Here is a 14277-nt window from a genome sequence, read left to right as displayed (position 1 = left end):
TCGGGGCACGCTGTTCTGCAGCCCGGCGGGAACGGACGCGCTCGTCGATTGAACCTGCTGTTACGCGCGCTGCACCCGAGATGGCAGCAGATCTCGCAATCGTTCCAAGCAGCCCGGGCAGGCCACTTCTTGCAAAAGTCATCACTAATTCTCGGGGTCCTGTCTGGGTCAGGTCGCCGAAATGCCGGCGGCTTCGACGGCGGCGACCACTGTTTCGTGGGGAATTCTCGCGTAAAGGGTAGTTACCCCTCCTGAATCCTGTACCGCATCAGAAAGGTGCTGCGCCCAACGATGTTCTAGCGCTAGTACCAAAGCTGTTTCGCCATTTCCTATTGATTCGGCAGCGACCTCAAGATCCGTGTCACTGAGAAGTGTCAGCAACCGTGGGTGATCTACGAGGCCAGACCAAGCCTCCGAAAGGTGGTCTTCCAGATCACGAACACGCACAGCTCCATGCTGGTCTCTCGATAGCAACACCAGATCGATAATGGCCACCGCACCGGGTTTGACCGCCTCCCTCAGCGCATCGATGACTTTGGCGTCGACCTCGGATCGCCGAAACGCACAAATCATCACTTCAACGGGTCCGACTTTCATGTGTAACTCCTGTTTGCCGGAACTGCAGGTCCTATAAATATTCCCCGTACCGGTCCGGTCCAACCTCACCCGCCCCGGATGATCTGGCCTGGCAGCCACTCGGCCAGTCGTGTGATCCCTGTCGGCTGGTAGACACGCATAAGAGATTCCGCGTGGCCCTTGATGAACCGCAGCGTCTGCGCCTACCATGAGCGACGTGGGACAGATCTCGGGCAGTCCCCAGTTCAAGATCAAGCCTCCACGTCGCGTGGAGCTAACTATCCAGCGCCCGCGTCTATGCGAGGCCCTGACCCTTGCCGCAAGCTCACACCGGCTCATACTCGTCGAAGCTCCGGCAGGCTACGGTAAATCCACCGTATTAAGCGACTGGGTTCGGAGTACGGCCATGCCTTCCGCATGGCTCACCCTCGATCGTTTTGACGCCCGGCCTGAACGGTTGCTCCGCGGCGTCCTGGCCGCCGTACAGTTGACGGCCGCAGGATTGTCCCCAGCCATCAACGATGTCCTGCTGGCCGCTGACCGGGCTCAGGCCCAGGACGAAGTAGCATCCTATGACCACCTACTCGCGGCGCTCGACCTGCTGGAAGAACCCCTTGCCCTCGTCATCGACGATGTCCATCTGGCCGGCCCGGGCCTGGTGGACGGGGTGGTGGGCGTACTCACCAGCTCAGCGCCTCCGGCTTTACGGCTGGTTCTCTCGGGCCGTGACCATTCTTCGCTGCGGTTGGAAAAACTCCGCTACGCCGACGGATTGGAGGAATTCCGCACGGCTGAATTGGCCTTCACCCTACCGGAAGCGGTGGAATTGGCGTCCAGCCTTGAACCTTCTCCCGAACTGGATGTTGAAGCGGTGTGGAGCACCACCGCTGGGTGGCCGGTAGCCCTGCACGCGGGCTTAGTCGGCACGCCTGCAAACAAGGATCGCGAAGGCGGTCCCGGCGGATTCATGCCGGAAAGGGCCTTCACCGAATACATCGCGGAAGAAGTTCTCGGCCAGCTTGACCCCCCGCTGGCAGACTTCGTTTTGCGCGCCACGACCAGCGACTGGCTTGAGCATGAACTCGCCATCGCGCTGTCCGGACTGCCAACCGGCGGCGCGCTCCTCCAAGAGTGCATCAGAAAGGGACTGTTCATCGAGGAGCAAGACTCCCTCGGGAACGAGTCCGTTTACCGTTGGCAACCCCTGTTTGCTGCCCAGTGCCGGGAAATACTGGAGGAGCGGAACCGGGTTCTCGCGGAACACCTCCATCTGGTCGCCGCCCGCTACTACCAGGACTCGGACATCTCAGAGAGTGTCAGCCAGGCTCTTTCAGGACGAGAACCTCAGCAGGCCGTGAACGCTCTGGCAGCCCATTGGTTGGAGTATCTGCTGCGCAATGGCCTGTCCCCCCTTGAGCAGTTGTGCCTCGATATGCCGTCACCCTGGAGTCACCACGCCGGAGTGCTCATGATTAGGTCCATATGCCGTGCACTCGCGGGTGATGCGCAATCGGCGGCGGACCTCGCCCAGCGCGCGTTTGCCGGTCTTTCTACGGTGGATATTGCCCCCAGGAGACGGTTCGAGCGGTTTGTGGACTTGCTCGGGCTGCTCCCCAACGATGGCACCTTTGAGGTGTACACCAAATCCGGGCGATCCACGGAAGTCTCTCAGCGCACACCTGACCACCTGACCGCCTTTGGAGCTGGGAGGCGTCTACTTGGACCCCATGACGCCCATCAGCAGGGGGAAGAGCAGCTCACCCTTTCGGCAGCCCCGAGCGAAGACGCCGCCGACAGGAGCCACTCAGCAGTGGCAGACGAAGTCATCCTCACGTCTGAGATTGCGCTGGCATATGCAGTGGCGGGCGATTTCATCGCCGCTGATGAGCGGGCTGTGGACGCCTTGCACGGAGCCGACGAACTCGGATGGAGCCCGGACGGCCAGATGCCCTGTCTTTGGCTGGCGCAGGGAATCACGAGTTATTGGAGCGATGATCTCGCGGGCGCCCGGACCTATCTGGACAAGGTCCGGCCCCCGGAAGGACGGACGTCTTCGATCCACAAACTAGGGGCTGTGTACCGCGTCTTGGTCGATTGCGCAGGCAGCGACGCAGACCAGATCGCTGACACACGCCAGATGCTGGCATCGGTCCAGGAACGGGGACTCTATGGACCTTCGTGGAATGCCCTATCCACGATGGCAAGTGCAAAAATAGCCGAAGCCGAAGGAGACTTGGAAGGCGCGCTGGAGCTCGTCAAGCCTCTGGAGCGCAGCGAAAATCCTCCTTTGGTCGATGCCTTCCTTGCCGAGACACTCAGACGTAGCGGCAGGTTTGCCGAAGCACTGAACTGCACGAAGGCCGTGACAGAGCGCGAGCGTAACTCATACACCGGCACCAGTATTGCCCTGACTGAAGCGCTATTGGCCTCAAGGGACGGTGACATGGCAGCAGCTCATGAACGGGTCGAGCACGCGGTCTCCCTCGCTGAACCGCAACGCATCATCCGTCCTTTCGCAGAGCGCAGGGGTGAACTAGCAGGGCTTCTCATGCAGCACGCGGTGTGGGGCACAGCCCATGAGGCTTTCGTCGCGGCACAGTTGAAGGAAAATACGCACAGCGACAACCTGACGACGTTCCTGTACTGGCGTCTCACGGAGCGTGAACTGGAAGTCCTTGCTTACATGCGCTCGATGATGACCGCGGCCGATATTGGCAAAGCGCTGTTCATATCGGTGAACACCGTCAAAACCCACCAGCGATCCATTTACCGTAAGCTCGGCGCGGCAAGCCGGCGCGATGTACTCAAGATTGCCGCAACCCGCGGAATCATCTAGCGCTTCCGGGTGCGGCCGAGGCTGAACTTCCGACCTTCCGTTTCATCCGCACGGGGTGAGGCCCGGACCAAAAATTCCGCCCCGCTCGTGAACCCGACGCAGCGGTGTGGCCCGCGGCGCTGGGAAGCGCCCCTCTCCTTCTCAAGCGAGTTCCACGCTTCCGCCCAGCCGTTGCGAAGGCGCATCGACCCCGCGCTCCCGGCCCTCTCGGCACCTCCATCTGCCGCGAAGGGCTCAGAAGCGCTTCCGGCTAGTCACCCGAACCGGAGGATTACCCGGACTCACCGCGCCGGGCACCATGGGAGTACAAGCGAGACCGCCTGCACCAAACGGTTCGCTGCTTGTTTGCGGGTAGCAGCCGCATGCCTCCGCATGGAAGAGGAAGATGTGAACGTGGTCATCGGCTTCGCCGTCGGGATCGTGATCACCGCCATCACGATCACCGCGATGTTGCTTGTGCGTAAACGCGCTCCGGCGGGGAGCTATTTCAGCGACGGCGACCGCGCGTCTGGGGTATTCGGCGTCCTGGCCACCGGGTTTTCAGTCCTCCTCGGTTTCATCATTGTGATCGCCTTTCAGTCCTATGATGAATCGCGCGCGGGAGCTGAGATGGAGGCTGAGATCGTGCTGCAGCAAGTCCAGACCGCCCAGTTCCTGCCGGCGGATACTGCCGAGGATCTCACCGGTCAGCTGGTATGTTATGCGCGTTCGGTCATCGGACCGCAATGGGATGCCCTGGAGCGCGGGCAATTGAGTGAGTCGATCAATCCATGGGGCGGGCAGATGTATCTGACGATCAAGGCAGCTCATCCGCAATCCACCGCCGAGCAGTCGGCCTACGACCGGTGGATGGATCAGACCGGGGAACGTGAACGGGCGCGGGTAGACCGGATACACGCGGCCCAAGGGCTCGTTCCGTTGCCCTTGTGGATCGCCCTCTTCACGATCTTCGTCGTCATCCTCGTGTATATGTTGTTCTTCGCTGATCCGGATGAAGGCGCCGTCACCCAGAGCATGCTGATGGGAAGCGTCACGCTGATTATTACCACTCTCCTTGCCCTTCTCGTCTTCTTCAACAATCCGCACGGACCGGGCCTGGGACAGCTCCGCCCAACAGCCATGGAGCGCACAGCTCGACAAATCGACGCCGAACTCGATTTCGCCGGTCTGGACCTCACTCCGCCTTGTGACAGCAATGGCATCGCGCACTGACCAGAGCGCGGCCACTCCCGACCGTCTCGAGTTCCTCGTGACGGTGCTATTGGTGGTGGCCGCCGTTGCCACCTCGTGGAGCAGTTATCAGGCCGCGCGGTGGCATGGCGAGCAGGCCCAGGAGACCAGCCACACCAATGCCGTCCGGATCGACGCCGCTCGCGCGTCGAGCCTGGCCGAAGCCCAGACCGAGATTGACGTCGCCACTTTCATCGCCTGGGCCGACGCCGACCAGAGCGGCGATCGTCAACTTGCCACCTTCTACTTCGACCGCTTCCGTCCCGAGTTTGCGGTGGCCTTCCGCGCATGGATGGCGACAGAACCCTTGACCAACCCGGACGCGCCGGCGACTCCTTTCGCCATGGCGCAGTATCAGGTCGAATCGAAAAATGATGCGATACGGCTCGACGAGAAGGCAGAGGAATCGGCGGCGGAAGTCCGTCGCGACATCCAACGGGCGAGCAATTACGTCCTGACGGTGGTCCTGTACGCCGTCGTCCTGTTCTTCGCCGGCATCAGCACGAAGATCGGCAGCCGCCGGCTCCGGGCGGTCATACTCGCTGCGGGTTGCGTGGTCCTTGTCGGCACACTCCTCTGGGTCGCCACCTTCCCGATCAGTATCGGGCTGTGAAGAGGCCAGTTGTCGCCCGGATCGTGGCCACTTTATTCGTCAAGGCCGCTACATCTGGACGGCGCCAATCTGCTGCAGCATCTTCAGCATGTTTGTCGCTCCCCAGTGCTCAACAACCTTTCCGTCCTGAACGCGGATGATGTCGATACCGCTGAACTCCACGGTGTTGCCAGTGGGAGCCGTGCCCATCAGTTCGCCGTGATGAGTGCCGGCGAGGACGACCTGGGCCGCCTCCAAGTCCCCGTCGACCATCGTGGGCTCGATGGCCTTCACACGGATGTCCGGGAAGGCAGATCTGAACGTATTGACGTAGAACCTAATGCCGTCGAGTCCTGCCGGCTGCCCGGGCATGGGCTCTTCATGATCCGTGAAGGCTGCACTGCCCAATTCATCGATCAAGTCAAGATTCCCTCCAGCCATGACTTCCCGATAGAACCGTTCGATCAGTCCTGATCCGCCAGCCATTTCCGGCTCCTTTCCTCGGTTCGAATCCCCCGCTTCAATGCTCCCACCGGCGACCCTGCAACACGCCGCTCAGGCAGGACACTCCGAAACTAGGACGCGACGGCGGGCCGCCTGAGACTGAGACCGTTTCCTCGGAACATAGCGCTGCCGAAACGCGGCCGCAATCTGCCGGCGGAAGGATGGAAAGCAGTCAACGGCGACTCCAAACGACAGCACACATCTGGAGCAAACCATGCCTAATGAGTCCAGCCCCAACGGCATCAGCGACATCTCTCTCATCCGGCGTGCCGACTACATCCGAAGCCCGCCGCGGGGAGGCCTGCTACCGAGGACAGGTCAAGGACACGGCACCAGGCTTGAGGCTTGTTTGGATCAGCGAGGACCGGCAAAACCGCCGCCGGACCCTCGCTGCAGATGACTTCACCATTCACCGGACGGCTCCTCGGGTGTCCGACCCTTGAGGCGGTCCGGCAGGCATCTAACGGGCGCCAGTTCGTTGAGGGAGTGCCCGGCATTCGGTCGCAGAGGTCTGCGCTGGTTATCTGCTCACTGGGTGAGGACCACTTTGAGGGCTTTGGTGTCCGCAGCACGCGAGAAGGTGTCGTAGGCCTCAACAATTTCCGTGAGTTGGAAATTATGCGTAGCGAACTTTTCCGCGGGAATCCGATGTTGGGCCACCAGTTTCAGGAGCATGGGAGTGGTGTTGGCATTGACTAATCCCATGCTGATGTTGATGTTCTGGATCCACAAATTCTCCAGATGGAGTTCTACCGATCTCCCGTGAACGCCAACGTTGGCTACATTCCCGCCCGGGCGAACTAGCTCCACGGCCATTTCGAAGGTTTCGGGGATCCCCACGGCCTCTATGGCTACGTCTGCCCCTAGCCCGTCGGTCAGCGCCAGTACTTGCTCTTTCCAATCCGATGAACGCGACGAGATAGCGGTGCTGGCACCGAAGTCCCGGGCTTGCTGTAGCCGGTGCTCGTCCAGATCCATGGCAATGACTGACGCTGCTCCGTACAGGCCGGCGGTAGCGATCGCGGCTAGGCCCACCGGCCCTGCCCCGACCACCACTACCGTGTCGCCCGGCTTGACCCGGCCGTACTGGACTCCAATTTCAAACCCGGTCGGGAGGATGTCCGAGAGCATCACCGCTTGTTCATCCGTCACCCCCTCGGGGAGCTTGTGCAACGAATTGTCGGCATAAGGGACGCGGACATATTCGGCCTGCGTACCGTCGATCAGATGACCGAAAATCCATCCGATACCCGAAGCCCCTTCCTCCCCGTGACAGTGGGAGTAAAGCCCGGTCTTGCAACTGACGCAGTGTCCGCAGGATTTGATACAGGAGATGATGACGCGGTCCCGGGGGCGGAGGCCCGTGACGGAAGACCCGGTTGCCACGACCGTTCCCACACCTTCATGTCCCAGGATTCTTCCCCTTTGAACGGCGGGGACATCGCCTTTGAGGATGTGAAGATCCGTTCCGCAAATTGTGGTGGTATCCACGCGGACGATGGCATCGGTCGGGTTTTGGATAGAGGGATCCGGAACCTCGGTCCAAGATTTCTTCCCGGGACCGTCGAATACCAGTGCTTTCACTTTCTCTTCCTTTCTCAGGGCAATTCCGGTGAATCGGTGACCAGCGCGGTTCGGCCGCGTAGATCGTGGCGTCAGTTGAGAGGCGAGACCCGTCGCGATAAACGCACCAGAAAGACCACTTGGACGATGATGCTGATGCAGCATCCGGCTAATGCGAACCCGAGTAGGACCCGGATCACCAGGTCCCAGGGCACGGTAGAACCATGGAAGTCGAACGGAAACACTGCCCAAGTACGCAGGATGACGGCTGCTCCGAACGCGGAAGTCACGAGTTCACCGAGGATCTTGAGCTTCTCCGAATCGAAGACCAAATTAAGCACATTGCTGACGAAGCCGACGACGAGGAGGCATTGAAGATCGGCAAGACTTGGGGCGTCTCATCGGTCAGAATGGGCACGGACTGCCACCCAGGCCAACCGTTGACCGCACCGAACAGGGCCGCGTTGACGATCACCGCGACTGCATAGCTGAATCGACGCCGGTTCTTAGCGGACTTGGCTTTCCGCTTTCTTGACCACGGCTCCACTCCAGCCATGGTTAGATTCTGGCCCGAACTGACGGACGTGCCTAGAGGGCAATGTTGTCTGTCCCTTCTGGTGCAGGAGGGACAACGGCGAGTTGGCGGAGTGTCAGCTGGTCAAGCGCGCCAGCTCGTTGCCCATGGCCACAGCGAAAATTCTTCCGGGCACGTTATCCGCGTCGAAATGGACGCCGCAGCGGAGCCGGCCGGCGTAGGAGACGGCCGCGACACCGAGCCGGACGTTGGCTGCGAGCACGCCAACCGGCCAGATCGCGACTACAGGGGCACCCGCGAGGCGGAAGATATCTGCTTGACCGGGCACATTCGTGACAAACCCTGCGATGAGATGCTGGTGCCGACCGATACGGTCCATGATGCGTGCACCGGTCGGGCCGCGCATGAACTCGAGCGTTCCCTGCTGTCTGGCCAGTACCTTCTCCTCGCGGGTCTGCTCCGCAATGATCCGTACACGAACGTCGGAGTCGTCTTGGCCGAGGGGCAGCCGCACGAGCATGACCCCGACCTGATTTCCCGCTGTCCCGCGGCGTTGCAGCGCGACCGGCACCGAGACGGGGAGCCGGGCGGGGATCCGCTCGCCGGCCGCTGACAGCACCCCCCGGTAGGCCACCGCTACTGCAGCGAGCAGGGCGTCGTTGACTGTGGCGCCCAACGGCCGGACATGCTTCTCGAGCGCAGCAAGATCGACATCCAGGAATACGACCCCGCGATCGGGACTAAGCTCACCGAGCAGCACCGTGGGACCCACCTCCCGGCCTCTGAGCGTCATTCGGATACGGCGCAGTCCGGAACGAAGCCTCCCGAGCACCTGCCGCACATCGCGGCCCGGAGCCGTCCCCGCTGGTCGGACAAGAGGCACGTACGCTGCAGCGTGCCCGGCTGCTGCGGGGTCGAAGAGCTGCTGCACGATCGCGGCCGCCGCCATCCCGTCGGCGATTACATGGTGTATGCGTAGCACGATCCCTAGAGCCCCCACAGCCGAACCCGGAACCACCAGAATCTCCCAGAGCGGGCGATCCAGTCCCAGCGGCACCGTCATCAACTCCCCGCACTTCTGCTCCAGGCCGGTAAGTCCGTCGACGGCCCCGACGAGCCGGATGTGGTAATCGAGGTCTGGCTGCACCTCAACCCATCGGTGCCGGCGGCCCGTGACCTCAGCTATCTTCCGGAGCTGTGGCAGCGTCTTGATGCGCTCGCCAAGGGAGACGCGCAGGGCGGTCAGGTCAGGGCTGCCATCGGACCCGACGAAGCCGCCCTGCGTCAGCAAGCCGGCAACAAGGAAGACGTTGACCTGGCCGGCGTGGTCGAGGACCAAATTCGCCTCGTCGGCAGCTTCGAGCCGGCGGGTCACCGGGCACATGCCAACAGAGTAGCAGCCGATCCCGACAGCTCATGAGAACGGAATTGGAACGTCTTGACGTCCCGCAGGATCGCGCACGAGTCCAACCGGACAGGGCAGCGGAGTAGGCCGCCCGGGACCCGCACTGCCGTTTGCGGACGGGGCTAACGTCGTCGCCGAGTATCCACAGGCACGCAACTACACCGGTAAGTGCTGTGGAGCGTGACTATCGGGCTTCAATGACTCCCATCATGCCCATGTCCTCGTGGTCCAGAATGTGGCAATGGAAAACCGTGCGCCCAGGGAAGTCATCGAACGACACGAGGATTTTCACTTCTCCCCGGGCTGGGATGTTCACTACGTCCTGCAACGTGGGTCCGGTAGGAGCGCGTCCTTTCTCGATGATCTGGACGGGCCAAACGTGCAGGTGCAAGGGGTGGTCCATGGGGCTGCTGTTGGTTAGGGTCCATTCCTCCACGCTGCCCACGCTGACAATCTCGTCGATGCGCCCGGCGTCGAACTCCTTGCCGTTGATGGTGAATTGAATGCCATCGGGGCTCATTCCAGATCCCATTCCCATGGAAAAGTCGAGTCGGCGGCGGGCAACCACCGGTTCCTTGCGGAGATCCCTGAGACCTCTGGTGCCGGGGACCGGAGGCAGGCCACTGTGCGGCGGTCCGCCGGTGGTCACGGTCAGCAGGTCTATCGGACGGCTGACCGCGGCCCTGCCGCGACCCATCATTCCGGTCATGCTTCCACGGTCATACGGGGCAGCCCGGAGGATCGTTGTTCCGTCGACCAATTCCACTAGCAGATCAGCACGGTTTCCGGGAGCCAACAGGAACTCTTCCAGCTGCGCAGGAGTGACGAGAGAACGGCCATCGATGGCCAATACCTGAAGCTGGCTTCCCTCCATCTGAAGGCGAAGGTAGCGCGCCGGACAGGCATTGATGATCCGCCAGCGCTCCCGATCCCCGGAAGTTGCCGACAGCACCGGCCGGACTTGCCCGTTCACCATCACGGTCTCCCCCTCCCGGCCCGACATCTGCTCTGCCGTAGAGGGTGGCCGAAGGCTGCCGGTGCCGGTCAGGCTGATGTCAGAGACGAGGAGGAGTCGCTCGCGGGTGACCGGAACCTCTTCCAGGTCTTCCACGATAATCGCCCCGTACAAACCAGCCGCAAGCTGATCCGCCACGCTCCCGTGGTGATGCGGGTGGTACCAGAAAGTGCCCGACGGGTGGTTGGCAGGAAGAACGTACTCATAGTCGAAGGATGCTCCCGGCTCCACCCTGACAAAGGAGTTATCACCGTTACCCGAGGGGGAAACATGCAGACCGTGCACGTGCAGGTTGGTGGGCGCCCCGAGGCCATTGACTAGGGTGGCGTGGAGCCGGTCCCCGGGGCGCAGGCGTAGCGTTGGACCGGGAAGGGAACCATTATAGGCGGCCACAGACGCTGGCCTGCCAGCAACGGTTACCGCGGCCGGCGCTGCCTCGAGTCGTACGTTCAAGACTGTTCCTCGGTTACTAAGAACCACCGGCTCTTTCAGGCGGCCACCAGTCTCCGGGCGGAACGGTGCTTGCGCCAAGAGCAGCCCTCCGCCGCCTATTGCGATGGCACCGGCGCCGGCGACGCCGAGTGCCAGGGCCTGTCTGCGGCTGAGGGGTTTCATCCCCCGGTCTCACCGAGCGTCCGAAGTGCCTCACGGTACTGCTCTGCGGTGAGCTCCCCTTGTGCGTAACGCTCCGCCAGGATCTCCCGGGCCCGGCTGTCTCCACTAGTTCGGGATCCGCCGGCGCCACGGCCCGGCATTCCGCCCCCGATGAGCCGGACCAGCAGGATGATGAGCAGGACCAAACCAACGATGAGCAAGATCCAGAATATCCACATCCAGCCCATGCCCTGCCAGCCGTAGAAACCCATCATGGCCGCACTCCTGACGCCGGGCCACCGCTGCCTGCCTGATTTCAGCCTGCAACTGGATTTAGGAAAGATAGTAGACCCAAATCGCCGTTCTGTAGCAGTGCAAGCTCATGAAATACTTCGACGCGGTCGGTCCCGTGCTGAGACGGCGCTGAGATCCGAAGCGCCAGATGGCTGAATCCCCGGTGAGCCTACGAAGGTCGCCGTCGCGCAGGTGCCCAGCGTCGAACCGAGCGAAGTTCAGTCTGGCCCGGACCGACAGGAGAATCTGCGATGGAGGCGTTGAATCGCGCCTTGGACCTGACGACGGACGATGCGGGGCTGCCTGTTTCTGTCACGCGGCGTCGGAGTGCGCATGATCGTCCCCGGGACCTTCGGTCGACTTCCGGCGCACGAGTTCGGTGGGAATGTTCTTCGAAAACAGCAGCGAAATGGCTGAGATAAAGAGCAGTGCCACGAACGAGACCCGGAGCGAGGACACCTGCGAGTCGGTGTACAACGAGGTCAATGTGGCAGCGTCGCTGGTTGACAGTCCCGCCTGGGCGGCGATGTCGTTTACGGTGGACACGGGTACGATCTGAACCCCCGATTGGGTGCTGGTCGCCACGAGTTCCTTGGTGATGCTCGAAAGGTTGCTGCCGTCCACCGCACCCAGAAATGAGGTCGAGAGGGCGGAGATCAGGACCGATCCGATCAGGGCGGTCCCAAGCGAGGACCCGAGGTTCTGGAAAACCCCCTGCAGTCCCCCGACCTCGCTGGATTGTTCCGCGCCAACACTGGACATCGTCACGTTTCCTATCTGGGACGCCAGGAGGCCCAGGGCGGCGCCAGCGAAGAACATTCCAACAGCAAAGACGACGCTCCGAAGGTCCAAGGAAACCGAGCCGAGGAGGACGAGGCTGCTCACGACCAGAATGAGTTGCCCCAGTCGGATGATGCGCCGCGGAGACCAGACGGCAGTCATTCGGGTGCCACCGATTGAGAACAGGACCAAGGCAACCGACAGGGGAAAGATCTTGATTCCCGTGTCCAAGGCGTTATACCCCAAGGTCATCTGCAAGTACACCGGAACCATGAAAAACAGACCGGCCGTGACCATATACTGGGCGCCGAGGACCGACAAGCCGGACCGCAGCCGCTTGATGGATAACATCGAGACGTGGACCAACGGGGGCAGACCCTGCTTGACCAGGGCTTCCTGACGGATGAAGAAAAGCCACAGAAGAAACCCGCCGGCCAGGATCAAGTACGGCACCAGGGACAGGCCCAGCGGACTGATCGGAACTCCGCCGAGCTCCGGAGAATTCTTGGGCAAGATCCATCCCCAGGTTTTGCTCTGGAGCAGGGCAAGCACAATCAGCGTCAGACCCGCTGCCGAGAGCAGGCCACTGCGGAAATCGATTCGAATTTTTTGCGGACGACTGGTGTCAGGCACACGCCGCACGAAGGCGAGAACAAGTGCCATGACCACAACTTCGCCGAGGAACACGTACCTCCAATTCAGATACGACGTAACGTAGCCACCGATCAGCGGGCCGAGGGCGACGGCGACGCCCGATGTGGCGCCGATGATCGCGAACCCTGTCACCCGGTCCCGGTCCTTGTAGTTGTTGGCGATGAGGGCTGCGATGGCGGGTATCACCAGGACCGCCCCAAGCCCTTCGATCACGGACCACCCAATGAATAGCACAGCGATGTTGGGACTCAACGCCGTGGTCAGTGAGCCAAGTGCGTAGATAATTGAGCCGGCGACGAACGCGGGCCGCCGCCCCCAGACGTCACCGAGCTTGGCACCCACCAACATCATCGAGGCCATCGTCAGCGTGTAGAAGGTGATAGCGGCCTGCATCGCCGCCACCGTCGTATTAAGGTCCTTGACAACAGTAGAGATTGAAACGTTCATCACGGTACTGTCCAGCACCATGACGAATTGTGCGCACCCGAGGATGATGCCGGCCGTCCACTTCTTCACAGTGCCACGCCTTTCTTGAGGTGCCGGCTGGGTCGACCGAGATCTACTTACCGGTGGGCTCCTGCCCCCTGCCCCCTGCCCCCGAGCTTCCTCATCGGACTGTCCTCCTTGGACCGTTTGGGTTGCGCCCCTCCCGCCGAAAACCGGTGGATGCGCCACAGGTTGTCCCCTTCATCTTCCTCACCCGCCCCAAGCGTGGCAATATGCCGAACCCCTGGGACCACGGGGGCCGGATTCGGCACGTTTCCGGGACGGAGCGGCCGCCCTTACACGCACGATTTCGCGCTCCATTATCAGCGTTGAACCGAACAGGTGGCCCGCTGGAACACCGGTGTTGCTGGGGCAGCGGTAGTCCCCGGAGATCCTTAGTTCGTTATAGGCACCGGGGACGATCCGCGAGAAGATTTCCTCGCGTGCCTCGGCCGGGTCCGGGCCGGTGCGGATACCGGTGTCGAGCGAGTCGATTCGTGCCAGTGGGCTCTTCCATGACGCTCCGGCGGGCTTCACCCCATTCGGGTAGAAGGTGATGCCGCCGATCGGTGACCAGGCCTGGGTACGAATGCCGTGCGCGGCGGCGGCGGTCTGCTCGGCCGGTTGGGTGACGAAGGGATGCTGCTCGATCTGAATAACGGACGGGACGATGTCGGTCGGCCCCCACAATTGGCTGGTTACGTTCCGGTTGCCGTCGTCGGCAACGGTGCTCTTGAAGCGTCGGCCTGGAACGGGCAAAGCAAGATCTGTTGCAGGCGCACCTCGCTTCACGGCCGGCCCAGGCGATGAGCATTCCTGCCGGAACCGTAGCCGAGGGACAAAGCTAGTGCCGCACCAGCGGACCGCTCTTGGGCGTTGCGGACATTTAGGTCTGGACGGCGTCGATCTGCTGAAGCAACTTCAGCATGTCGGTCGCTCCCCAGTGCTCGACCACCTTCCCGTCCTGGATGCGAACCATGTCAATGCCGCCGAACTCCACTGAGTTACCGGTGGGAGCAGTGCCCATCAGCTCACCCCGGTGAGTGCCGGTGAGGACGACGTGGGCCGCCTCGAAATTCCCGTCGACCATCGTGGGCTCGATGGTCTTCGCACGGATGCGTGTTCTCCTGTCCCCGGGCATAGAGGTCTGTGACGGCACGCTCGACTGCCGGTGCCAGATAACGCGGATTGCCGGATTGCCCGTGCAGGGCCA

General features: G+C 62.0%; 13 protein-coding genes. 4 read left to right on the top strand and 9 right to left on the bottom strand.

The genetic code is table 11. The features are described 5' to 3' along the window. Positions 1 to 168: 168 nt before the first annotated feature. A complete protein-coding gene (locus tag AB0N75_RS07160; RefSeq protein ID WP_364647185.1) occupies positions 169 to 597 on the bottom strand; it encodes a DUF6325 family protein in 429 nt (142 codons plus the stop codon). A 196-nt stretch (positions 598 to 793) separates the two neighbouring features. Here AB0N75_RS07160 and AB0N75_RS07155 point away from each other — a divergent pair, with 196 nt between their 5' ends. From AB0N75_RS07155 to AB0N75_RS07145, 3 genes are all read left to right on the top strand, one after another. After that, positions 794 to 3412: a LuxR C-terminal-related transcriptional regulator gene (locus AB0N75_RS07155; protein WP_364647182.1), complete on the top strand. Its 2619-nt coding sequence runs from the start codon at positions 794 to 796 to the stop codon at positions 3410 to 3412. A gap of 372 nt (positions 3413 to 3784) precedes the next feature. Further along, entirely contained in the window at positions 3785 to 4624 is an 840-nt protein-coding gene (locus AB0N75_RS07150) for a hypothetical protein (protein ID WP_364647179.1), read from the top strand. Then, entirely contained in the window at positions 4608 to 5255 is a 648-nt protein-coding gene (locus AB0N75_RS07145) for a hypothetical protein (RefSeq protein ID WP_364647177.1), read from the top strand. The genes AB0N75_RS07150 and AB0N75_RS07145 overlap by 17 nt, the downstream gene beginning before the upstream one ends. Before the next feature lie 48 nt (positions 5256 to 5303). On the opposite strand, the gene AB0N75_RS07140 is transcribed toward AB0N75_RS07145, so the two are convergent. Both AB0N75_RS07140 and AB0N75_RS07135 read right to left on the bottom strand, forming a co-directional pair. Next, positions 5304 to 5720 (bottom strand): ester cyclase, encoded by a 417-nt coding sequence (locus tag AB0N75_RS07140; protein WP_364647174.1) that lies wholly within the window; start codon positions 5718 to 5720, stop codon positions 5304 to 5306. Positions 5721 to 6266: 546 nt separating this feature from the next. Next, positions 6267 to 7322: a zinc-dependent alcohol dehydrogenase family protein gene (locus AB0N75_RS07135; protein ID WP_364647171.1), complete on the bottom strand. Its 1056-nt coding sequence runs from the start codon at positions 7320 to 7322 to the stop codon at positions 6267 to 6269. 203 nt (positions 7323 to 7525) lie between these two features. Between AB0N75_RS07135 and AB0N75_RS07130 the strand changes: the two genes are divergently transcribed. Beyond that, positions 7526 to 7789 (top strand): hypothetical protein, encoded by a 264-nt coding sequence (locus tag AB0N75_RS07130; RefSeq protein ID WP_364647168.1) that lies wholly within the window; start codon positions 7526 to 7528, stop codon positions 7787 to 7789. A gap of 162 nt (positions 7790 to 7951) precedes the next feature. Here the strand turns inward: AB0N75_RS07130 and AB0N75_RS07125 are convergent, their stop codons facing one another. The 6 genes from AB0N75_RS07125 to AB0N75_RS07100 all read right to left on the bottom strand — a co-directional run bounded on the left by AB0N75_RS07125 (position 7952) and on the right by AB0N75_RS07100 (position 14223). Then, positions 7952 to 9220 carry a wax ester/triacylglycerol synthase domain-containing protein gene (locus AB0N75_RS07125; RefSeq protein ID WP_364647165.1) on the bottom strand — a complete coding sequence of 423 codons (1269 nt, stop codon included), beginning with the start codon at positions 9218 to 9220 and terminating at the stop codon, positions 7952 to 7954. A gap of 205 nt (positions 9221 to 9425) precedes the next feature. Next, a complete protein-coding gene (locus AB0N75_RS07120) occupies positions 9426 to 10871 on the bottom strand; it encodes a multicopper oxidase family protein (protein ID WP_364647163.1) in 1446 nt (481 codons plus the stop codon). Next, a complete protein-coding gene (locus AB0N75_RS07115; protein ID WP_364647160.1) occupies positions 10868 to 11125 on the bottom strand; it encodes an SHOCT domain-containing protein in 258 nt (85 codons plus the stop codon). The genes AB0N75_RS07120 and AB0N75_RS07115 overlap by 4 nt, the downstream gene beginning before the upstream one ends. A gap of 331 nt (positions 11126 to 11456) precedes the next feature. Then, the gene (locus AB0N75_RS07110; RefSeq protein WP_364647157.1) at positions 11457 to 13094 is read right to left on the bottom strand and encodes an MFS transporter; all 1638 of its coding nucleotides are present in this window, start codon (positions 13092 to 13094) and stop codon (positions 11457 to 11459) included. Between the two features lie 180 nt (positions 13095 to 13274). Further along, complete coding sequence (locus tag AB0N75_RS07105) at positions 13275 to 13823, bottom strand: hypothetical protein (protein WP_364647154.1); 549 nt, start codon at positions 13821 to 13823, stop codon at positions 13275 to 13277. 127 nt (positions 13824 to 13950) lie between these two features. Then, positions 13951 to 14223, bottom strand: coding sequence for an ester cyclase (locus tag AB0N75_RS07100; RefSeq protein ID WP_364647151.1), 273 nt, complete (start codon positions 14221 to 14223; stop codon positions 13951 to 13953). Between the last annotated feature and the right edge of the window lie 54 nt (positions 14224 to 14277).

The organism is Arthrobacter sp. NPDC089319 (assembly GCF_040684925.1).
Classification (GTDB): domain Bacteria; phylum Actinomycetota; class Actinomycetes; order Actinomycetales; family Micrococcaceae; genus Crystallibacter.
This window is presented reverse-complemented; position numbering and strand designations above follow the sequence as displayed.